Annotated in this window: 14 protein-coding genes; 5 read left to right on the top strand and 9 right to left on the bottom strand. The window is 63.6% G+C overall.

The genetic code is table 11. From position 1 onward, the window contains the following. The first annotated feature begins 2 nt into the window (after positions 1–2). Positions 3–5,837 carry an invasin domain 3-containing protein gene (locus IEC33019_RS10455; RefSeq protein WP_256816242.1) on the top strand — a complete coding sequence of 1,945 codons (5,835 nt, stop codon included), beginning with the start codon at positions 3–5 and terminating at the stop codon, positions 5,835–5,837. A gap of 205 nt (positions 5,838–6,042) precedes the next feature. On the opposite strand, the gene IEC33019_RS10460 is transcribed toward IEC33019_RS10455, so the two are convergent. After that, positions 6,043–7,800, bottom strand: coding sequence for an FAD-dependent oxidoreductase (locus tag IEC33019_RS10460; protein ID WP_070094314.1), 1,758 nt, complete (start codon positions 7,798–7,800; stop codon positions 6,043–6,045). Between the two features lie 161 nt (positions 7,801–7,961). On the opposite strand from IEC33019_RS10460, the gene IEC33019_RS10465 reads away from it, so the two are divergent. Next, positions 7,962–8,552, top strand: a complete 591-nt coding sequence (locus IEC33019_RS10465; RefSeq protein WP_070094313.1) for a TetR/AcrR family transcriptional regulator — start codon at positions 7,962–7,964, stop codon at positions 8,550–8,552. A 5-nt stretch (positions 8,553–8,557) separates the two neighbouring features. On the opposite strand, the gene IEC33019_RS27345 is transcribed toward IEC33019_RS10465, so the two are convergent. Next, positions 8,558–8,731, bottom strand: coding sequence for a hypothetical protein (locus IEC33019_RS27345; RefSeq protein ID WP_157765881.1), 174 nt, complete (start codon positions 8,729–8,731; stop codon positions 8,558–8,560). Positions 8,732–8,825: 94 nt separating this feature from the next. Beyond that, positions 8,826–9,752, bottom strand: a complete 927-nt coding sequence (locus IEC33019_RS10470; protein ID WP_070094312.1) for an alpha/beta hydrolase — start codon at positions 9,750–9,752, stop codon at positions 8,826–8,828. Between the two features lie 203 nt (positions 9,753–9,955). Here IEC33019_RS10470 and IEC33019_RS10475 point away from each other — a divergent pair, with 203 nt between their 5' ends. From IEC33019_RS10475 to nudE, 3 genes are all read left to right on the top strand, one after another. Continuing rightward, the gene (locus IEC33019_RS10475) at positions 9,956–10,999 is read left to right on the top strand and encodes a Rieske 2Fe-2S domain-containing protein (protein WP_070094311.1); all 1,044 of its coding nucleotides are present in this window, start codon (positions 9,956–9,958) and stop codon (positions 10,997–10,999) included. A gap of 137 nt (positions 11,000–11,136) precedes the next feature. Beyond that, entirely contained in the window at positions 11,137–12,264 is a 1,128-nt protein-coding gene (locus IEC33019_RS10480; RefSeq protein ID WP_070094310.1) for a helix-turn-helix transcriptional regulator, read from the top strand. 104 nt (positions 12,265–12,368) lie between these two features. Continuing rightward, positions 12,369–12,920, top strand: a complete 552-nt coding sequence (gene nudE / locus IEC33019_RS10485) for an ADP compounds hydrolase NudE (RefSeq protein ID WP_070094309.1) — start codon at positions 12,369–12,371, stop codon at positions 12,918–12,920. 125 nt (positions 12,921–13,045) lie between these two features. Here the strand turns inward: nudE and IEC33019_RS10490 are convergent, their stop codons facing one another. The 6 genes from IEC33019_RS10490 to IEC33019_RS10515 all read right to left on the bottom strand — a co-directional run bounded on the left by IEC33019_RS10490 (position 13,046) and on the right by IEC33019_RS10515 (position 20,716). After that, a complete protein-coding gene (locus tag IEC33019_RS10490; RefSeq protein WP_099593416.1) occupies positions 13,046–14,293 on the bottom strand; it encodes an IS256 family transposase in 1,248 nt (415 codons plus the stop codon). A gap of 565 nt (positions 14,294–14,858) precedes the next feature. Next, positions 14,859–15,821 carry an IS110 family transposase gene (locus IEC33019_RS10495; RefSeq protein WP_099593050.1) on the bottom strand — a complete coding sequence of 321 codons (963 nt, stop codon included), beginning with the start codon at positions 15,819–15,821 and terminating at the stop codon, positions 14,859–14,861. Positions 15,822–16,278: 457 nt separating this feature from the next. Then, positions 16,279–17,154: an SDR family oxidoreductase gene (locus IEC33019_RS10500; RefSeq protein WP_070094506.1), complete on the bottom strand. Its 876-nt coding sequence runs from the start codon at positions 17,152–17,154 to the stop codon at positions 16,279–16,281. A 16-nt stretch (positions 17,155–17,170) separates the two neighbouring features. Further along, on the bottom strand, positions 17,171–18,319 hold the full coding sequence (locus IEC33019_RS10505) for an acetyl-CoA C-acetyltransferase (protein ID WP_070094505.1): 1,149 nt from the start codon (positions 18,317–18,319) through the stop codon (positions 17,171–17,173). Between the two features lie 164 nt (positions 18,320–18,483). After that, on the bottom strand, positions 18,484–19,539 hold the full coding sequence (locus tag IEC33019_RS10510; RefSeq protein ID WP_070094504.1) for an acyl-CoA dehydrogenase family protein: 1,056 nt from the start codon (positions 19,537–19,539) through the stop codon (positions 18,484–18,486). Between the two features lie 10 nt (positions 19,540–19,549). After that, positions 19,550–20,716, bottom strand: a complete 1,167-nt coding sequence (locus IEC33019_RS10515) for an acyl-CoA dehydrogenase family protein (protein ID WP_070094503.1) — start codon at positions 20,714–20,716, stop codon at positions 19,550–19,552. Positions 20,717–20,718: the final 2 nt, after the last annotated feature.

Below are 20,718 nucleotides of genomic sequence, written 5' to 3' on the forward strand. Positions count from 1 at the left end.
GGCTGAGCCGCTTCGGCACCGCCCGCGTGCAGATCAACGTCGACGACAAGCTGTCCCTGGCCAGTTCTTCGCTCGACCTGCTGCTGCCGGTACACGACACAGAAAAACACCTGCTCTTCACCCAGGGCAGCATCCACCGTACCGACGACCGCAACCAGGCCAACCTGGGTGTGGGCGTGCGTCGTTTCAACGATGACTACATGGTCGGCGTCAACAGCTTCTTCGACCACGACCTCTCCCGCAGCCACTCGCGCTTGGGCGTAGGCGTGGAGTACTGGCGCGACTACCTCAAGCTCAGCGCCAACGGCTACCACCGCCTCAGCAACTGGCGCACCTCGCCCGATGTGGTCGACTACGAAGAGCGCCCGGCCAACGGCTGGGACGTGCGCGCCGAAGGCTGGCTGCCCTCCATGCCGCAACTGGGCGGCAAGCTGGCCTACGAAAAATACTACGGCAGCGAAGTGGGCCTGTTCGGCAAGGACAACCGCAAGAAAAACCCGCACGCCGTCACCACTGGTGTCACCTACACCCCGATCCCGCTGCTCACCTTCAGCGCCGAGCAACGTCGCGGCGATGCCGGTGCCAGCGATACCCAGTTCGGCATGCAGTTCAACTGGAACATCGGCCAGAGCTGGAGCAAGCAGACCGATCCAAATAAAGTCGCAGCCATGCGCACGCTGGCCGGCAGCCGCTACGACCTGGTCGAGCGCAACAACAACATCGTCCTTGAATACCGCAAGAAAGAAGTCATCCGCCTGAACGTCGCCCGCCAACTGGCCGGGGCCGGTGGCGAGCGTAAATCCCTGCAGGTGACGGTCCAGAGCAAGTACGGCCTGGAGCGCATCGACTGGAGCGCCGCCACCCTGCTGCAGGCCGGTGGCAAGATCAAGCACCTGGGCGGCAGCGACTACCAGCTGACCCTGCCGTTCTATCGCAGCGGCGCCCAGGCAGTGAACACCTATACCCTGCACGGCGTAGCCGTGGACAAGCAAGGCAACCGCTCCAACCGCAGCGAAACACAAGTCACCGTCAACGCGCCCGTATTCGACGCCGCGCGCAGCACCTTCCTGCCCACCGACAGCGTCGTGCCCACCAATGGCGGCGTCCAAGTGGTGACCTTGACCGTGCGCGACGGACAGGACGGTCTGATCGACGTGCCGCTGAGCGACCTGAAGCTGGCCGTGACCCGTGGCACCGCCAGCACCGGCGCCAAGGTGTCGGACTTCAGCCGTAAATCGGTGGGCGTGTACGAAGTGACCGTCACCGCCGGCACGCTGCCGGAGACCCTGACGCTCAGGCCGTCCATCCAGAACACTGCACTGACCCAGGCGAACATCTCGATCATGGACCGGGTACCCGACGCTGGCACCTCGGCCTTCAAGGTCACGCCCAGCGAGATCGACACCAGTGGTACCACCGTGGCCACCCTCACCTTGACGGCCAACGATGCAGACGGCAACCCAGTCCCCGACATCGCCGACCAACTGACCTTTATCGTCAAGGATGCCGCCGGCACCTCGCCTGGCACCGGTATCACCATCGGCCAGGTGACCGAAACCACCGCTGGGAGCTATACCGCGCGCCTCTCCGGCACCAAGGCCGGTGTGTGGACCGTCACCCCACAGTATAAAGGTACCGCCCTCGGCGCCCTCAACGGCACCGTGAAGCTGGTGGCCGGCCCAATCGCGGCCGTGCGCTCGACCGTGACAGCTGTGCCGAACGCCATCGAGGCCGGCAGCGGCGAGATCTCGGTCCTGACACTCACCGCCAAGGACGCCGAAGACAATCCGATCACCGGCATCGCCGACAAACTGTCTTTCCGTGTGAAAAGCAGCAGTGGCAGTGACGCCGGCTCGGACATCACCCTCACCGCCGTGACCGAATCCGCACCTGGCGTCTACAAGGCGAACCTGAGCGGGACCAAAGCCGATACCTGGACCGTAACGCCCCTGTTCGAGAGCAACGCCTTGGGCATCCTGGCCGATGTGGTCCTCACGCCGGGCGCAGTGGACGCCGGCACCTCCGATTTCACCGCCAACCCAATATCCATCGTGGTAGGGGCTGCCGAATCCGAACTGAAGTTCAACGCCAAGGATGCCAAGGGCAATCCTGTTTCCGGCCTCGCGAAAGACCTGAGCTTCGCAGTGCAGGGCAGCACCGGCGCGCCGGTAGGCTCTGATGTGACCATCACCCCCCTGCAGGAAACCACCCCGGGCACCTACACCGCCAAGCTCAGCGGCACGAAGGCCGACGTCTGGACCGTCACCCCGCAGCTCAAAGGCACCGCCCTCACCAGCCTCGCCGCTGACGTGACCCTGCTTGCCGGCGCATTGGACACCGGACACTCCCTCTTTACCGCCACACCGGACAAACTCGAAGCCAACAACAAAGACAGCTCGACACTTGAGTTCGTCGCCAAGGACGCCAAGGAAAACCCCCTCACCGGCCTCACAAGCAAACTGACCTTCAGCGTGAAGAACGACAAGGGTGAGAATGCCGATGCGGGCGTGACCATCGAGAACCTCAGTGAAACCGTGGCAGGTACGTATACCGCCACCCTGAAAGGCTCCAAGGCCGATACCTGGACCGTGGAAGTCTTGCTCGACAGTGCCGCCACCGGCATGAGCGACAAAGTGATCCTGACCCCTGGCGCCGTGGATGCGGGCACCTCCAAATTCTCCGCGAACCCCGACACCATCGCGGCGAACAAGGTTGCCAAGTCCGATTTGACCTTCAACGCCAATGACGCCCAAGGCAACCCCTTGAGCGGTATCGCAGCTGACCTCACCTTCGACGTACGCAATAGCGCCGGCGATGCCGGGGGTAGCGATGTGACCGTGGAAGACCTCAAGGAAACCACCCCGGGCACCTACACCGCTACGCTCAGCGGCACCAAGTCCGATGTCTGGACCGTCACCCCACAGGTCAACGGCACCGCGCTCACCAGCCTCGCCACCGACGTGACCCTGGTGCCAGGCGCATTGGACACTGGACGTTCCGTCTTTACCGTCAACCCAAAAACCATCGAAGCCAATGGCAGCGACAACTCGACGATCGAGCTCATCGCCAAGGACGCCAAGGACAACCCGCTCATCGGCCTCGAAACGCAACTCAGCTTCACCGTGAAGAATGGTCTTGGCGAGGATGCCGCTGCTGGCGTCACCATCGAGAACATCAGTGAAACCGCGGCAGGCACCTATACCGCGACCCTCAAAGGCACCAAGGCCGATACCTGGACCGTAGAACTGATGCTCGACGGCACCGCCGTGGGCTTGAGCGACACCGTGGAGCTGACCACTGGCGCCGTGGATGCCAGCAAGTCCACGCTTCTGGCGAACCCGGACCGCATCGAAGCCGGCGGCACCGAAAAGTCCGAACTGACCTTCACTGCTCGGGATGCCCATGACAACCCGATCAAAGGTCTCATCGGTAACCTCGTCTTCGACGTGACCGGCAGCGGCAGCGCCGCCAGTGGCGACGTGACCGTGGAAGATCTCAAGGAAACCACCCCAGGCACCTACACCGCCAAGCTCAGCGGCGCCAAGGCCGATGTCTGGACCGTCACCCCACAGGTCAAAGGCACCGCCATCGGTGGCCTCACCACCAAAGTGACCGTGGTTCCTGGTGCATTGGACACTGGACGTTCCAGCGTTACCGTCACGCCGGACGCCATCGTCGCCAACGACATCGACACCTCGACGCTCGAGGTCATCGTCAAGGATGCCAAGGACAACCCGATCACCGGCCTCGAAGGCAAACTTACATTCCGCGCGCACAACGAGGATGGCCAGGATGCCAGCACAGGCGTCATCTTCGGTAGTGTCAACGTAACTGCGGCCGGCACTTATACCGCCACCGTGAAAGGCTCCAAGGCCGATACCTGGACCGTGGAAGTCTGGCTCGACGGCACCGCCACCGGCATGAGCGACAAGCTGATCCTGACCCCGGATGCCGTGGATGCAGGCCGCTCCAGTGTTTCGGCAAACCCGGCGACCATTGCCGTTGGCGGTTCCGAGAAGTCCATGCTGGAGTTCATTGCTCAGGATGCCAAAGGCAATCTGATCAAAGGTCTCGTGGGTGACCTCGTCTTCGACGTTACCGACAGCAGCGGCGGCGCGCCAAGTGGCAACGTGATCGTGGAAGGTCTGCAGGAAACCACCCCAGGCACCTACACCGCCATGCTCAGCGGCACCAAGGCCGACGTCTGGACCGTCACGCCAAAGCTCAAGGGGGCCGCCATCGGTAGCCTCAAGACCGAGGTAACCCTCAAAGCGGGCGCCGTCGACGCCGGGAAATCCAATTTCCAGGCCACCCCTGTGACCATCGACGCAAACAACGCGGACAGTTCGACCCTGACATTCGTCGCCAAGGATGCCGAGGACAACCCGGTGACCGGTCTTGCTGCCCAGGTGACCTTCAGCGCCAAAGACAGTGGCAACAACACCGCCGGGGTTACCGTCGGCAGCACCAGCGAAGATGCCGCCAACCCAGGCACCTATACCGCCACGCTTACCGGCACCAAGGCCGATGTCTGGACCGTCACGCCGAAACTCGCTGGCATTGACCTGAGCAGCCTCACTGAAAAAGTGACCCTCGTGCCGGGCGCGCCGGACGCGACCACCTCCAGCTTCGACGCCACTCCTGCGCGCATTGATGCCGATGGTTCGACTCCGTCAACGCTGAAGTTCACTGCCCTGGATGCAAACAAGAACCCGATAAGCGGTATCGCTGCCAAGCTGATGTTCAAGGTCGAGGGTACTGGTGGAATTCCGGCACCTGGCGAGGTCGACATCGAGCCGATCGTGGAGGACGGCACCACCGGTGTATACACTGCCAAGCTGCGCGGCACGCTGGTAGGTACCTATACCGTGACACCACAGGCGGACACTGTAAGCCTGGATACCTTGGCGACTTCCGTCGAGTTGTTCAAAGCAGGTCCACCCGCGGATGCGTACTCCAAAATCGAGGTCAGTAAAGACAGGGTCTACGCGGACGGTGTCGAACAGACCGAAATTCTATTCACGGCGATGGACGCCTCCAACCAGCCCGTCAGCGGTATCGAGGATCAAATCAGCTTCCAGGTACAGGACAATGGGACGCCTGTGACCGGCATCACATTGAGTGCCATTACCGAGAAAGGGAACACCGGTGTTTATTCGGCGACCCTCGAGGGCACAGCCGTGGGTAAGTTCAAAGTGGTTCCACTGGTCGAGGGCAAGGAGTTGAATATCTCTGAGCCAGTCGAATTGTTCACCAGCAGCTTTGAAAAGTTCCGCAACGATTACGGCTGGGAATACAAGATACCCACTTCGTACCCGCAGACCGGTTACGAAGGCGCAAAATTCACCGTTCTACTGAGCAACAACGACAACCCCGACGACTACGACTGGACGTCCGATGCGCCTTGGTTGACATCACGAGGGGCCGGCACCTTCGAGTTCACCGCAGCACCTACCGGCGCGAGACTGGCCAATATTACGGCCCAGCGAAAGGGAAGTCCTATCAAGCACGACTACCAGATAAACAATAAGAGGTGGTTCTATGTGAGCAGCGACAGCATTCCTAGAAACCCCAGTACGCTTGAGGACGAATGCAATGCAAAAGGAATGGTTGTAGGAGATTCTGTTAGATATGCAGGAGGATTAGGATTCCCAGGCGTATCGGGCTTCTTGAATGAATGGGGAAGCATTGCGCCAAACATAGCGGACAATTACTTCGCGCTGTGGGATCCTTTGAATAGAAAATGGGTTCGAATAGCCGGGACATATGACGATTATAATAATGGAACCCCCGTCGGCGTACCGACTGATCCAACTCGTTTGATTTGCATGTTCTGATACACGTCCTCATAGAAAGCCCCGGCATTGCCGGGGCTTTCTATTTCTGATCGCTAGAGACATCTGGCACAAGACTGCACGCAGGCGATCATGGCGTCTGCTCGCTCTCGTGCATGCCAGGACACTGCGTTTCTTGCCCCGTTTTGCCGGGTCTGGTCTTGGTACGAACACAGTTGTTAGACCCCAAGCGATACGCCTTGAAAACCTACTGCAAAGCCCCTTCCCCCACCCGTTCCACCTGCTCGATCGGGACCTGCCGCGCCAGATGATCGGCCGCAATGAAGCCAAAGGTCATCGCCGGCCCAATGGTCGATCCCGGCCCTGGATACGTCTTGCCCATCAACGCCGCGCTGGTATTGCCGATGGCATACAACCCCTCGATCACCGCCCCGTCCGCGCGCAACACGCGGGCATCGGCGTCGGTGCGCAGGCCGCCCTTGGTACCCAGTTCCCCGGCATCGATGCGCAGGGCATAGAACGGCCCGCGTTCCACCGGCCCCAGGCACGGGTTGGGCCGGCAGTTGCTGTCGCCGTAGTAACGGTCGAACAGGCTGTCGCCCTTGCCGAACTGGGTGTCCACGCCCTGTGCCGCCATCTGGTTGAAGCGCTGCACGCTCTGCCCAAGCCCCGCCGCGCTCACGCCGATCTTGCCCGCCAGCGCCGCCAGGCTGTCGGCGCGGTAGATGACGTTGTCCAGCCAGCCTTCGGGGATCTTGCTGTCCGGCTGCACCGACCCTGGCAACAACACGCCGCAGGGGTAGCGTTTGCGGTATTCAGCATCGAAGATCAGCCAGGCCGGTACGTTCGCGCCGGTGCGCGCCTGGTCGGCGTACATGGCGTAGATGATGTCCGTGTACGGCGCGGCCTCGTTGACGAAGCGCTCGCCCCGACCGTTGACCATGATGCAGCGCGGAAACGCCCGTTCGACGAACAACGCTCGCTGCTTCTCCTCGCCCGGCACACGCACGGTCGGTGCGCCCCACACGTGGTCCATCAGCGCCACGTCCGCGCCCTGAGCCAGGCCCGCGCGGATGCCATCACCGGTATTGATCGGCGGCGCGGCCGTCCATTCGGCGCGGGTCGGGCTGGGCAGGTACTGCTCGCGCATCAGCTGATCGGCCTCGAAGCCCCCGCAACCGAGGATCACCCCAAACGCCGCGCGCACGTTCACAGGCTTGCCCTGGCGCTCGACCACCAACCCCGTCACCTTGCCCCCATGGCTCAACAGGCTGCGCATCGGCGCTTGCAGCCACAGCTCGATCTGCCGAGCCTGCATCGCCGCGCGCAGGCTGGCGACCAGGGCATTGCCCAAGGTCAGGCGCCGGTCACGCGGTGTGCGCCGGCGCCAGGCAAAGTCGGCCATGTACTTGAGGCCCAGGCGGGCGGTGAGCCACAGCCAGCCAGGCTCCTTGGCCAGGATGGTGTGGGCCTCGACCTGGGTCATGGCGATGCGCCCGGCGATCAGGGTGGCCGGCGACGGCGCGCGCAGGCGCTGGAATTCATCCCCCAGGCGCGCCGCATCGAAGCTCGCCGGCTCCATGGTGCGGTAGCCGGGCTTGCCGCCCTCGCGCTCGGGGTAGTAGTCCGGGTAGCGCTTCACGGCGCGAAAGTACGTCTGCGCCTGGGCGGCCAGGTAGCCGACCATGCGCGGGCCATGCTCCAGGTAGGCGTCCATGCGCGCCGGGTCGTAGTCCTCGCCGACCGTGGCCCGCAGGTAGGCCTGGGCCTGCTCGCGTGAATCGTTGCCGCCGAGCGCTTCGATCTGGTCGTTGCAGGGGATCCAGATCCCGCCACCGGAGATGGCCGTGGTGCCGCCGTACTCGGCGGCCTTTTCCACCATCAGGACCGACAGCCCCTGGTCGTGGGCACGCAACGCCGCCGTCATGGCGCCGGCCCCTGAGCCGACCACGACCACGTCGTAGACGGCGTCCCAGTGCACAGCCTGCTGATTGTCATTGTTCATCGATGCACCTCCCCGCTGGCGGCCGCTGGCCGCGATTCCATGGAGCCCGCACTATGTCACATATTTTTATTTATGAGTCATTGCGATGACACAAAAACTTGCAGCCGTGCCATTAAGTGCGACAATCGCCGCCAATCCCAATGACCACAGAAGGTTCCGCCATGACCCGACAACTGCGCTGGGGCGATGCCAGCCGTATGGACAGTGCCGAGCAAGGGCGACAGCAGATCCTGGAGTGCGCCTTGGCGGCGATGAGCGAAGTGGGCCCGGATGGTTTTGCCATCGACGACGTGGCGCGCCGGGCGAATATTTCCCGGCGCACGCTGTACCGCTACTTCGCCACCAAGCAGGAACTGGTGCAGGCGGTGATCAGCAGCGAAAACGCCGGGTTCTTCAGTGCCATGCAGCAACAGCTGGTCGGCTTCGAGGACGATTTCGAGCGCTACCTGGAAGAATGCCTGTGCTTTGCCGTGCGCTATCGCGACCAGCACCGAGGCGGGTTTCACCAGGGCTACCTGGCCAAAGCGGCCAGCCCCGAGGTGTTCGCCTACATCCTCGAGGACATCGCGCCGTTGTGGCAGCAACTGCTGGCCGGCCCCTTCGCGCGCCATGTCGAGCGCCACGGCGCCAGCGTCAGCCTGGACGACAGCATCGCCCTGATCAGCCGGCTATGCCTGGCCTACTGCCTGGTGCCCGAGGCGCCGGCGCAAATCCGCAAGCAACTGCGCCTGCTGCGCCACATCAGTGCCTGAGCCCGTCAGGGCAATAGGCGCATGGCGCTGGGCACCGGCATGTAGCACGGCTGGTAATCGGGCTGGCAGTAGTAGGCCATGCTCAGCGGCATGGGCAAGGGGCGTGTGATCGCGGCCACATAGGCGGCGGCGAAGGCACATACGATCAGGGTCAGGCAAAATCTTGTTGTTGTTTTCATGGCCATGCCTCTTTGAGCGAGGGAGACGTTGTGAAGCCAGACTAGAAGGGGCTCGATCGGCCCGCCTCGTCCAAACGGACGAGGCGGATCACTTTCAGGACAACGCCCGGCGAATGTCCGCCGCGGCGCCCTGCAACGCCCGGGCGGCCGCCTCGACGAATGGCGCCATGCTGATGAAGCCATGCACCATGCCCTCGCAGCGCTGCAAACGCACCGCCACCCCGGCTGCCTGCAGGCGCTCGGCGAAGGCCTCGCCCTCATCGCGCAGCGGGTCGTACTCGGCGGTCAGCAGCGTGGTGGTCGGCAGGCCCTGCAGGTACTCGTCACGCAGGGGCGATACCAAGGGGTCGGTGCCCTGCTCGGCACGCTCCAGGTACTGCGCCCAGAACCACCCCATCATCGCCCGCGACAACAGGTAACCCTCGGCGAAGTCGCGATAGGACGCGCTGTCGCACGCCGCATCCGTCACCGGGTAGAACAAGCATTGGTGACGGATCGCCGGCCCCTGGCGCTCCCGGGCCAGCCGGCTCACGGCGATGGCCAGGTTGCCGCCGGCGCTGTCCCCGGCCACCGCCAGGCGGCGGGCGTCCACCCCCAGCGCATCGGCCTGCTCGACCAACCAGCAGGTGGCGGCGTAGCAGTCCTCGGGCGCTGCTGGAAAGCGCGCTTCCGGCGCCAGGCGATAGCCTACCGACACCACCACCGCGCTGGTCTCCAGGGCCAGGGCGCGGCACAGGTTGTCGTGGGTGTCGAGGTTGCCGATGACAAAACCGCCACCATGGAAGAACACCAGCAGCGGCAGGTCATCACGGGCCACCGGGCGGTACAGGCGCGCCGGCAGCAGGCCCGCCGCGCCGGCCACTTGGAGGTCGCGCACTTCGGCCATGTCCGCCCCTGGCAGCGGCGGCATCAGGTTGTCGGCGTGCAGGCGGTACTGCACGGCATCGAGGGTGGCGTAGTCCGGCTCGCCCTGGGCGGTGAAGCCCTGGAGCACGGCGGCCATCTGGGTATCGAGGGGCATGGCGCTCTCCTTGAACGTCACTGGGTACGGATGGACGTCAGTAGATCGGCACCGTCAACGGCGGCCATCGTCCGTTCAGACGATGACCGATGCGTCACGCGCGGCAGAATCACTCGGGTGCATCAGTACCGCCAACCGAGCTGCCAGTGACCGAGGTGGCGTGGTACGGCCGGCGGCCCCAACAAAGACTGGAGAACAACAACATGAGCACGCTGCACCGTATCGAAGCCAAACTGCTGGAAGACCGCTACGCGCGCGGTTGGCACTGCCTGGGCCTGGCGGCTCAGTACCGTGATGGCAAGGCGCACCGGCTGGATGTGTTCGGCACCCGCCTGGTGGCCTTCCAGGGCGAAGACGGCCAGTTGAACATCCTCGATGGCTATTGCCCGCACATGGGCGCCGACCTGAGCACCGGCTGCGTCGAAGGCAACGCCATCCGCTGCCCCTTCCACAGCTGGCGCTGGAACGCGGACGGTGTGTGCGACGACATCCCCTACGCCAAGCGCATCCCGCCACGGGCCAAGATCAAGCGCTGGCCGACCATGGAGCAGAACCACCTGCTGTTCGTCTGGAACGACCCCGAAGGCAACGCGCCGATCGCCGAGCAGGCCATCCCGCGCATCGATGCCTGCTTCGACGACACCTGGGCCAACTGGGAAATCGCCGACCTCAAGATCGACACCAACTGCCGGGAACTGATCGACAACGTCGCCGACATGGCGCACTTCGGCTCGGTCCATGGCGCGCCGGTCGATGAGTTCAGCAACGTCTTCGAAGGCCACACCGCCGCCCAGATCATGCGCGCGCGCAGTGAGCGGTTGTCCGGGGACAGCGAGCTGACCACCGTGGCCACCTACTACGGCCCGGCCTACCAGATCACCGAAATGACCGGCGCCATGGGCGGCCAGCCGATCCACTCGATCCTGCTCAACTGCCACGTGCCGATCGACCTCAACAGCTTCACCCTGCGCTATGGCGTGCTGGTCAAGAAGATCCCGGGATTGTCCGAGGAAGAAAACCAGGCCATCGCCAAGGCCTACGTCAAGCAGGCCCAGGAAGCCTTCTACGAAGACGTCGCCATCTGGCACACCAAGACCCGCGTCGACAACCCGCTGCTGTGCGACGGGGATGGCCCGGTGTACCAGTTGCGCCGCTGGTACGAGCAGTTCTACACCGACGTCGCCCTGCTGGCCGACGAGACCCGCGACAGCAAGCAATTCGTCGTGCGTAGCAGCGAGCGCGCCTGACCGCATCACCCCTGGCACCACCCGGCAGCGGTCCAGACAACCCGCTGTCGGGCCCCGCAACATGACATTGCGCGCGGACAAGGGCTCCTTATATGCTCGCCGACGCCAATGCTAATAATAAGAAGCGGTAACCATCGATGCAGACTCTCAGTTTCGAAGACTTCAGCGAACTGGTCGGCCAGCTCTACGAGGGGCCGCTGGAATCCATCCCCTGGGTCACCTTCCTCAATCAACTCAACAGCCTTCTGCACAGCAAGCACGTCACCTTCATCCTGCGTCCACCCAGCACCCAGGTCGACGGTTTGATGGTCAGCACCAACGGCACCTCCAACGACGCCACCGCGTCCTACAACAAGCACTTCTTCGCCCTGGACCCGTTCGTCGGGCTGCCCAACCGCGAAGTGGTTGCCCTGGCCGACTTCATGCCCGAGGCCGAGCTCAAGCAGTCGGAGTTCTTCCGCAACTTCCTGGAGCCGGTGGATGTGTTCCACATCCTGGGCGTGGACATCAACACCAGTGACGGCGCCCAGTGCCGCCTGCGCATCAGCCGCGGGCGTGACGATGCGCCCTTCGTCGAGTCGGAAAAGCACCTGCTGGCGCGGTTCATCCCGCACCTGGAACGCTCGATCAAGATGCACATGCAGCTCAACCGCATCGAGACCGAGCGCAACCTGTACGCCGGTGCCGTGGACCAGATGGCCGTGGGCACGATCATCCTCGATGACACTGGCAAGGTCCTGCAGACCAACCAGGTGGCCGAGCGCCTGCTGCAGGAAAAGGACGGCATCAAACAGGTCAACGATGGGCTGCAGGTCGGCAGCGCCCGGGACACCCAGGAGTTTCGTCGCCTGGTGCGCCAAGCCATGCTGTCGCAGAAGGGCAACCTGGCCTCGGTGGTCGAGGCCATGCGCGTCAAGCGCCCGTCCGGGCGTGCGGACCTGGGCATCATCGTGCGCTCGGTGCCGCTGTCGGCCTGGAGCGAGGGCAAGCAGTGCCCGACCGTGGTGATCTTCATCAGCGACCCGGAGCAACAGTCTTCGGCGCCCCAGGAGATCGTCCGTGCCCTGTTCGACTTCACCCCGGCCGAAACCCAGCTGGCCATGCTGCTGGCCAACGGCCTGACCCTCGACGAAGCTTCCGAGGAGCTGGGCATCAGCCGTAACACCTCGCGTGCGCACCTGCGCTCGACCTTCTCCAAGACCGGCGTCACACGCCAGACCATGCTCGTGCGGTTGATCCTGCGCAGCGTCGCCACCCTGGGCTGAAGCCCCCCTACCCGCCTGCCTGGTCATCGTCCGCTCGGACGATGGCAGGCGCCGGCCGGCAGCGCACAGTAGCCTCGTCGCTTTCCGCTGCCAGAGGCCCCGCCATGCGCCAGAGCCCAACCATTCTCAAGACCGAGCTGCTGGCCCAGAGCAGCCACTTCCAGATCGAAGCCCTGCACCTGCGTTTCAGCAATGGTCAGCATCGGGTCTACGAGCGCCTGCGCGGCACCGGCTACCGCTCGGTGCTGCTGGTGGCCATGCCGGATCCTAAGCATGTGCTGATGGTGCGCGAGTACGCGGTGGGGGTCGAAGGTACGATCCTTGGCCTGCCCAAGGGGGGTGCCGATACAGGGGAAAGCTACCTGGAGGCGGCGCAGCGTGAGTTGGGCGAGGAAGTCGGCCTACGGGCCGGGCGGTTGACCGAGCTGGGGGAGCTGACCCTGGCGCCGGGGCATCTGTGTCACCGTTGTCGGGTGGTGCTGGCTGAGCAGCTCAGCCCTTGCAGCAATGACGGTGGTGATGAGCCTGAGCCTTTGGAGTGTTTGTCGGTGGCGTTGGCGGATGTGCCTAGGTTGGTGGCCAAGGGTGAACTGCATGAGGCTCGGGCTATTGCGGCGTTGTTCATGGCCATGGGGGTGCTTGCGCAGCGGGGGTGAGTTAGGCTTGGGCTTGGGCTTTCAGGTTGTGTGAATATCCGGTGTTGGTGGTGGCGCCACCGAGGAAGTGTCAGATTTTTTGTGTGCGGGCCGGTAACGGCCTGCCGTTAGGCAGGCCCTGATTCTCACCAGGTTGGCCTGATGAATCGATCTCCGTACAGAATCGCAAATTGATTCATCGCGCTTTTCCAATCATGCGCCGCTGAGCCCCAGTTCGCCGTGATGTTTCGCAGCCCCAGCCAGATCAGCTTGGTGGCTGCGTCGTCGTTCGGGAAATGGCCTCGGGTCTTGATGATCTTGCGCAGCTGGGCATTGATACTCTCGATGGCGTTGGTGGTGTAGATCACTTTCCGGATGGCTGGCGGGAAGACAAAGAAGGGAATCACTCGATCCCAGGCGCGTCTCCAGGCCGCAACGACCGTTGGATACTGCTTGCCCCAGGGCCCGTTTTCAAACTCATCCAATGCCTGCTCAGCCGCTTCTGCATTGATAGCCTGGTAAATCGGCTTCAGCGCCTTGGCCAGTGCCCGGCGCTTGTCCCAGGCCGCGAAGTCGAGACTGTTGCGGATCAGGTGCACGATGCACGTCTGCAGCGTCGTCTCTGGAAACACGGCGCTGAGAGCCTCTGGCATGCCTTTGAGGCCATCGGTCACGGCAATCAGTACGTCCTCGACACCACGCGTCTTGAGATCGTTAAAGACCTTCATCCAGAACTTCGCACCTTCGGTGTTTTCGATCCAGATACCCAAGATGTCGCGCGTCCCGTCGGGGAGAACGCCCAGTGCCAGGTAAATGGCCTTGTTGCGCACCAGGCCTTCTTCGCGGATCTTCACCCGCAGCGCATCAAAGAAAATGACCGGGTACATCGGCTCCAGTGGCCGCTGTTGCCAAGCACCAATCTCTTCCATGACCTCGTCAGTTACAAAGCTGATGAAATCGGGTGAAACGTCGGTTCCATACTGCTCTGACAGGAAGGCCCGGATCTCTCTGACCGTCATTCCACGGGCGTACATGGCGATGATTTTGTCATCGAATCCGGTGTAACGGCGCTCATGCTTGGGGATCAGAATGGGCGCAAAACTTCCGTCTCGATCGCGAGGGATCTCCAGCCGCAACGGGCCATCCCCGGTCAAAACCGTCTTGCCACTCTTGCCGTTACGCTGGTTGGTTTCATCCTCTGGGCGCTGCGCGCCCGGCGGATAACCTAGGTGGTGGCCAAGCTCAGCATGCAGAGCACGTTCGATCAGGGCCTTCTTGAACGCCGCAGAGGCATCCTCGATAGCTTCTGCGGTCATCAAGCCCTCGCCGAATTGCTCCAGCAGCTCTTTGGGGATTTTGGGCAGGTCACGCAGGGGTTTCTTTTTGGTTGGCATACATGCACCTCTTACTCATGTTATGCCCGAACACAAAATTTCTGACACCCTCGCCACCGACGCTTTTCGCCTTTACGGCGACCTACTTTTGCTCTTTGGGCAAAAGTAGGCAAAAACCGCTGGCTCCCACATGCGGCCCGGCGCTTCGCACCGGGTTCCCTCGCTGCGGTGCCTTTCGGGGCTTCGCGGCCTCCGGCTGGCTGCGCCAGCCTCCATCTCGCGACTTCGGCTGCGCCGAAGGGCGCTGCGCGCCTGCCCCTACAGACACCTCCACTCGGCCTCCTGAGGTCGCGATTGGTGGTGCCTGGTCCATCGCGCATCAACGGCAAATAAGCTAATTATTTGTTGGCAGTTCCGGCCTATTCGCGGGTAAACCCGCAGGTACAGCGCCGTTCTCAAGGACAGCGGTGAGCCTGTGGGAGACTCTATGGTGCTGGACAATCTCGAATCGCCTTCGGTTGGTATTTCTTGACACGGCTCAGCCGTGCAAATACCCGCCCAGGCTTCGTCGGCTTCCACCGGAATTGCACTGCTCTCAAGACTTGCGCAATCCCTGTGGGAGATTCTATGGTTGAGGGCAAAGCTTTTTTGCCCCTTTGCTGACGTATTCGCCTTGGGTCTTCATCAAGGCGAATGCAACTCTGGCGAGCTTGCGTGACAAGATAACCAGGGCCTGAGTCGTTGCCTTACCTGCCCGGCGATAGTGCTCGTAGACGTCTTTCCAGGCCGCAGACCTACTGGCCGCCATGGCGGCGTTATGCAGTAATCGACGGATCTCTGAACAACCCCGCTTGGTCAACCGTCGACGTCCGGCCTTTTGGCCGGAATCTGCAACTTTCAGGTCCATGCCTAGAAAAGCGATGTATGAATCACTGTTCTTGAATTCGCCCCGAATAAATGCGGTGACGAGGGCAACAGCGGTCAGGAAGCCAATCCCTTCAACTTTCTGACAGCGGGCGACTTGTTCGGCTAGGCCAGCCTCTTTTACCAAGACCTTCAGGCGTTTCTGGATCAGAAGATCAAGCGACTCGAAGTGCTTGGCAAAGCTGTTGAACGCCTCTTTGAGCGACATTTCGTTGCCCCAGCTCTGGGTCAGGCTTGTCCGCGCCGAAACCAGCGCTGCTCTGCGCCGGAGCAGGCTCTGGAGCTTGCCGTAGACAGCTGGAGGGGGCGACCAAGGACGAAGAGCACTGCCCTCGCGATCCAGGAAGCGAGCCAGCAGGCAGGCATCGGACGCATCGGTTTTAACGCGTCCGCCAACGCCCTTGCGGTAGTTGCTGAGTTGAAACCCGTCGACGACATAGACGGCGAAGCCCTTTTCGTATGCCATCTCAACCAGGTCCAGATGGTAAACATTGGTAGCTTCAACGCAGATAGCGGTATTGGCCGGCTGAAGTGCCAGCCACTTTTGGATTTCAGGCTTGGTGTTTCTAACGGTCTGCTGTTGGGCGGAGTCTTCGTAATAACAGACCAGCTCAGCCTTGGCGACATCGATGCCGATGATGAAATTGTCTACTCGCATTGCCATCGCCTGAACTCCCACGGTATGGTTTTTGAACTCGGAGGGGTTTCACCAAGAGGCGCTGGCTTGCTTCTATCGTCGTTTGCAAACGATGCATTCTTTATCGGCGCTTTGGTGAAGGGGTGGGGCGATGTCTCCCACGGTCTGTACTGCGCCTAACAGTCAGAATCGGTTTGTTCGTCCCACCACCCCTTCGAGTATCACCATACAAGCGGGTTTACCCGCGAAGCAGGCAACGCGGTGGATGGCAACGGGCCTTCGCCCGTGTTCGCGGGTAAACCCGCTCCCACAAGAACCTGCGCAAGCCTGGCGATCGAGACAAGACAGTTGCTGGCGTTCGCATGTATCGAGGCGATGTGCGGGCTTGTCCCGCGATGGGCCCGGCACTTTTCTCCAGACGAAAAAAAACCGCACCACCCTGGCATGTGGTGCGGCCCCGCCCTAATGGCGAAAAAACCTCGAATCAGCTGCCGTAGACTTTCTGCGCCGGCACGGCGCGCTCCAGCAATTCACCCACCGCCACACCCACGTCGGCCACGGCCCAGCGGCCCTGGTTATCGACCTGCGGGCCGCGCCGCCAGCCGTCGGCGATAGACAGCTTGCCGCCTTCGACCTCGAACATCTGCCCGGTGACCCCGGCCGACTCACTGGAACCCAGCCACACCACTACGGGCGCGACGTTCTCCGGGGCGAAGTAGTCGAAGCCTTCCTCGGGCTTTTTCATCACCTCGCCGAACACGCCTTCGGTCATGCCGGTGCGCGCCGCCGGGGCCAGGGCGTTGACGGTGATGCCATAGCGCGCCAGCTCCGCCGCCTGGACCAGCGTCAAGGAGGCGATACCGCCTTTGGCCGCGGCGTAGTTGGACTGCCCGATCGAGCCCTGCAGGCCCGCGCCGGAGCTGGTGTTGATGATTCGCGCATCGACCTTAACGCCATTCTTGGCCTGCTCGCGCCAGTGCCGTACGGCATGGCTGGACAAGCAGAAGTGGCCCTTCAAGTGCACCGCCACCACCGCGTCCCAGTCCGCCTCGGTGAGGCTGGCGAACATGCGGTCGCGGCAGATGCCGGCGTTGTTCACCACCACATCGAGGCCGCCGAAGGCTTCCAGCGCCGCGGCGACGATGCGCCCGGCGTCTTCGTAGTGGGTAATGTCGTTGCTGTTGGCGATGGCCTGGCCATCCTGCTCACGGATCTGCGCGACCACCGCCTCGGCGGCGTCGCGGTTGATGTCGTTGACCACCACCTTGGCGCCTTCGGCCGCGAAGGCCAGGGCGTAGGCACGGCCCAGGCCACCGCCTGCGCCGGTGATGACCACGACTCGGTTGTTGCAACTGCTCATGGGGGTTCTCCTGCGCTTACAGGCGCTCGATGATGGTGACGTTGGCCTGGCCGCCGCCTTCGCACATGGTCTGCAGGCCATAGCGGCCGCCGCTGCGCTCCAGCTCATGGAGCAGGCTGCACATCATCCGGGTGCCGGTGGCGCCCAGCGGGTGGCCCAGCGCGATGGCACCGCCGTTGACGTTGGTCTGGGCGTGGGGGTAGCCGGTCTCGTTGATCCAGGCCAGGGCCACCGAGGCGAAGGCCTCGTTGATTTCTACCCGGTCGATGTCTTCCAGGCGCATGCCGGCGCGCTTGAGCGCATAGGCGGTCGCCGGGATGGGCGCGGTGAGCATCCACACCGGGTCGGCGGCGCGCACGCTCATGTGGTGAATGCGTGCCCGAGGGGTGAGGTTGTAGCGCTTGAGCGCCGCTTGCGAGACCACCAGCAGCGCGCTGGCAGCGTCGCAGGTCTGGCTGGAAACACCGGCCGTGACACGGTCGCAGCCGAACAGGATTTCCAGCTCGGCCATCTTGTCCAGGCTGGTGTGACGTGGGGTTTCGTCATGCTCGACACCAGCCAGGGGCACGATCTCACGCGCGAAGTGACCCTGCTCGATGGCCCGCAGTGCCCGACGATGGGATTCCAGCGAATAGGCCTCCAACGCTTGGCGGCTGAGCTGCCAGTGCTCGGCGATCATCTGCGCGGAGCGGAACTGGGTCGGCGGGGTCGAGCCGTAGCGGCGCACCCAGCCTTCGGAACCGGTGAACGGGTTGGTGAAGCCCAGCGGCTCGGCGGCGGTCATGGCCGACGAGATCGGGATCTGGGTCATGGTCTGCACACCGCCTGCGACCACCACGTCCTGGGTGCCGCTCATCACCGCCTGGGCGGCGAAATGCAGGGCCTGTTGAGAGGAGCCGCACTGGCGGTCGACGGTGGTGCCGGGCACCGCGTCGCTGAGGCCGGCCGCCAGCCACGCGGTGCGGGCAATGTCGCCGGCCAACGGGCCGATGGTGTCGACGCAGCCGAAGATCACGTCGTCGTAGTCTTCATCGGGGATCGAATTGCGCTCGACCAGGGCGCGCAGCACATGACCGCCCAGATCGGCCGCGTGGATATGGGCCAAGCCACCTTCGCGTCGCCCGGTGGGCGTGCGCAGGGCATCGACGATATAAGCTTCAGGCATGTTCTACCTCACAAAACATAAACTTGATTGCGCGCGCATCCGCACCTAACGCGCCGCTCTCTTCGCGGGTAAACCCGCTCCCACACCAACCGCTGAGATCCTGTGGGAGCGGGTTCACCCGCGAACACCGGCAAAGCCGGTGCCATTGAGCACGGCGCCATGCGTCAGAAGGTGGCGCCGGCGCCGATGGCCCGGCCACGCTCGAACAGCGCCTCGCGGGTACGCGCCTTGTGCAGGGCATGGTCGCCCCAGACCTTGTCCAGCGCCCAGGCGCGCTTCATGAACAGCTGCAGGTCGACCTCCCAGGTGTACCCCATCGCACCGTGGGTCTGGATGGCGTTGCGCGCTGCGAGCAGCGCCGCTTCCGAGGCGGCCAGGCGAGCGTGGGACACCGCCAGCGCCTGCCCGGCCTCACCGTGGGCCACCGCATGGGCGGCGCGGTACAGCGGGCCCTTGGCGAACTCGATGCGCACCGCGACGTTGGCCATCAAATGCTTGACCGCCTGGAACGAGCCGATCGGCTTGCCGAACTGCTTGCGTTCGAAGCTGTAATCCACGGCCAGGTCCACCATGCGCTTGGCCAGGCCCAGCAGTTGCGCCGCACAGCCCAACGCGCCGCGCTCGAAGGCCCGCGCCAGCAACCGCGCGGCCTCTTCGCCACGGGCCACGCAAGTGGCCGCGCCCGGGGTCCACAGCACCTGGTACAGCTGGCGGCTCGGGTCCACCGAGAGATTGCGTACCAGCTCGACATCCTCACGCGGCACCGCATGCAGCTCATCGCCGTGACTGAGCAGCAGCAGGTCGGCCACGTGGGCGTCGCTGACCAGCGGGTTGCCCGGTTCGCTCACCGCCAGGCGCGCCTGGCCCTCGGCCACGCGTCCCAGCCAGTCCGCCTTCAGGCCCTCGTGCGCCGCACCCAGTTCGGCCAGCAGCGGCACCGCCACCAGCATGGTCTCGACCAGCGGCTCGGGCAGGCCCGCGTAGCCGCACTCCTGGGCCAGCAGGACAAAGTCCAGGGCGCCCAGGCCCATGCCACCGTACTGCTCCGGCACAGTCAGCGCGGTCAAGCCCAATTCCACCAGTTGCGCCCAGAGCCGGTCGCAGCGGCCGCTGTCGCTCTGCCACAGCTCGCGGATGCGCTCCGGGGTCACTTCGTTGATAAAGAAACTGCGTACGTTGTCCTGGAAGAGCAACTGGTCGCTGTTGAAACTAAAGTCCATGGTCTGCTCCTCAGGCACGCGGCATGCCGAGCATGCGTTCGGCGATGATGTTGCGCTGGATCTCGTTGGTGCCGGCATAGATCGGCCCGGCCTGGGCGAACAGGAACCCGTCCAGCCATTGGCCGACATCGCCGGCCGCCGGGGCCTCAGGCAGCAGTTCGCCGCGCAGGCCCAGGATGCTCATGGCCGTTTCGTGCATGCGCAGGTCAAGCTCGGACCAGAAGATCTTGTTGGTCGAGGACTCCGGCCCGATGCGCCCGCCTTTGACCAACTGCGAAGCGGTCATGTAGGTGGACTGGGTATAGGCCTCGGCATCGAGCCAGGCGCGCATCACCGCCTCACCGATGGCCGGATCGCGGTCAGCGGTTTCGCGGTTGGCCTGATACAGCTGCACCAGGCGCCGGGCAGTCTCTTGGAAGCGCGCGGGTGAGCGCAGCATCAGCCCGCGCTCGAAGCCCGCCGTGGACATCGCCACATGCCAGCCCATGCCCTCACCGCCGAGGACGTTCTCCACCGGCACGCGCACGTCGTCGAAGAAGATCTCGGCAAAGCCCGGCAGGCCGTTGAGCTGCGGGATCGGGCGCACGGTGATGCCAGGCGTGTTGAGCGGCACCAGAATGAAGGTCAGGCCGTGGTGGCGCTGGGAGCCCGGATCGGTGCGGAAGATGCCGAATACCCAGTCGGCCCACACGGCGCGGGTGGACCAGGTCTTCTGGCCGTTGATCACGTAGTGGTCGCCATCACGCTCGGCGCGCGAGCGGATCGCCGCCATGTCCGAGCCTGCTCCAGGCTCCGACCAGCCCTGGGCCCAGATGTCCTGGCCGGTGGCCATGCGCGGCAGGAAGCGCGCCTTCTGCGCCTCGGTACCGTACTCCATCAGGGTCGGGCCGAGCAGGAAGATGCCGTTCTGGTTGACCCGCGCCGGAGCACCGGCCCGGTAGTACTCTTCTTCGAAGATCAGCCACTCGATCAGATCGCAGCCGCGCCCGCCCAGGCGGGTGGGCCAGGTGACCATGCCCCAGCGGCCGTCGTTCAGGCGCGCTTCCCAAGCGCGGTGGGCGGCAAATCCTTCCTCGGTGTCGAACGAAGGCAACGGTTGGCTCGGAACGTTGGCCTTGAGCCAGGCCCGCACTTCGGCGCGAAAGGCCTGTTGGGCTGGCGTGTAGGTAAGATCCATGG

It is taken from the genome of Pseudomonas putida (assembly GCF_002741075.1).
Taxonomy (GTDB): Bacteria; Pseudomonadota; Gammaproteobacteria; order Pseudomonadales; family Pseudomonadaceae; genus Aquipseudomonas; species Aquipseudomonas putida_T.

Coding starts and splice junctions, on each gene's coding strand:
- IEC33019_RS10460 (WP_070094314.1), bottom strand. CDS start 7,800: ATGAACAATGACAATCAGCAGGCTGTGCACTGGGACGCCGTCTACGAC.
- IEC33019_RS10465 (WP_070094313.1), top strand. CDS start 7,962: ATGACCCGACAACTGCGCTGGGGCGATGCCAGCCGTATGGACAGTGCC.
- IEC33019_RS27345 (WP_157765881.1), bottom strand. CDS start 8,731: ATGAAAACAACAACAAGATTTTGCCTGACCCTGATCGTATGTGCCTTC.
- IEC33019_RS10470 (WP_070094312.1), bottom strand. CDS start 9,752: ATGCCCCTCGATACCCAGATGGCCGCCGTGCTCCAGGGCTTCACCGCC.
- IEC33019_RS10475 (WP_070094311.1), top strand. CDS start 9,956: ATGAGCACGCTGCACCGTATCGAAGCCAAACTGCTGGAAGACCGCTAC.
- IEC33019_RS10480 (WP_070094310.1), top strand. CDS start 11,137: ATGCAGACTCTCAGTTTCGAAGACTTCAGCGAACTGGTCGGCCAGCTC.
- nudE (WP_070094309.1), top strand. CDS start 12,369: ATGCGCCAGAGCCCAACCATTCTCAAGACCGAGCTGCTGGCCCAGAGC.
- IEC33019_RS10490 (WP_099593416.1), bottom strand. CDS start 14,293: ATGCCAACCAAAAAGAAACCCCTGCGTGACCTGCCCAAAATCCCCAAA.
- IEC33019_RS10495 (WP_099593050.1), bottom strand. CDS start 15,821: ATGGCAATGCGAGTAGACAATTTCATCATCGGCATCGATGTCGCCAAG.
- IEC33019_RS10500 (WP_070094506.1), bottom strand. CDS start 17,154: ATGAGCAGTTGCAACAACCGAGTCGTGGTCATCACCGGCGCAGGCGGT.
- IEC33019_RS10505 (WP_070094505.1), bottom strand. CDS start 18,319: ATGCCTGAAGCTTATATCGTCGATGCCCTGCGCACGCCCACCGGGCGA.
- IEC33019_RS10510 (WP_070094504.1), bottom strand. CDS start 19,539: ATGGACTTTAGTTTCAACAGCGACCAGTTGCTCTTCCAGGACAACGTA.
- IEC33019_RS10515 (WP_070094503.1), bottom strand. CDS start 20,716: ATGGATCTTACCTACACGCCAGCCCAACAGGCCTTTCGCGCCGAAGTG.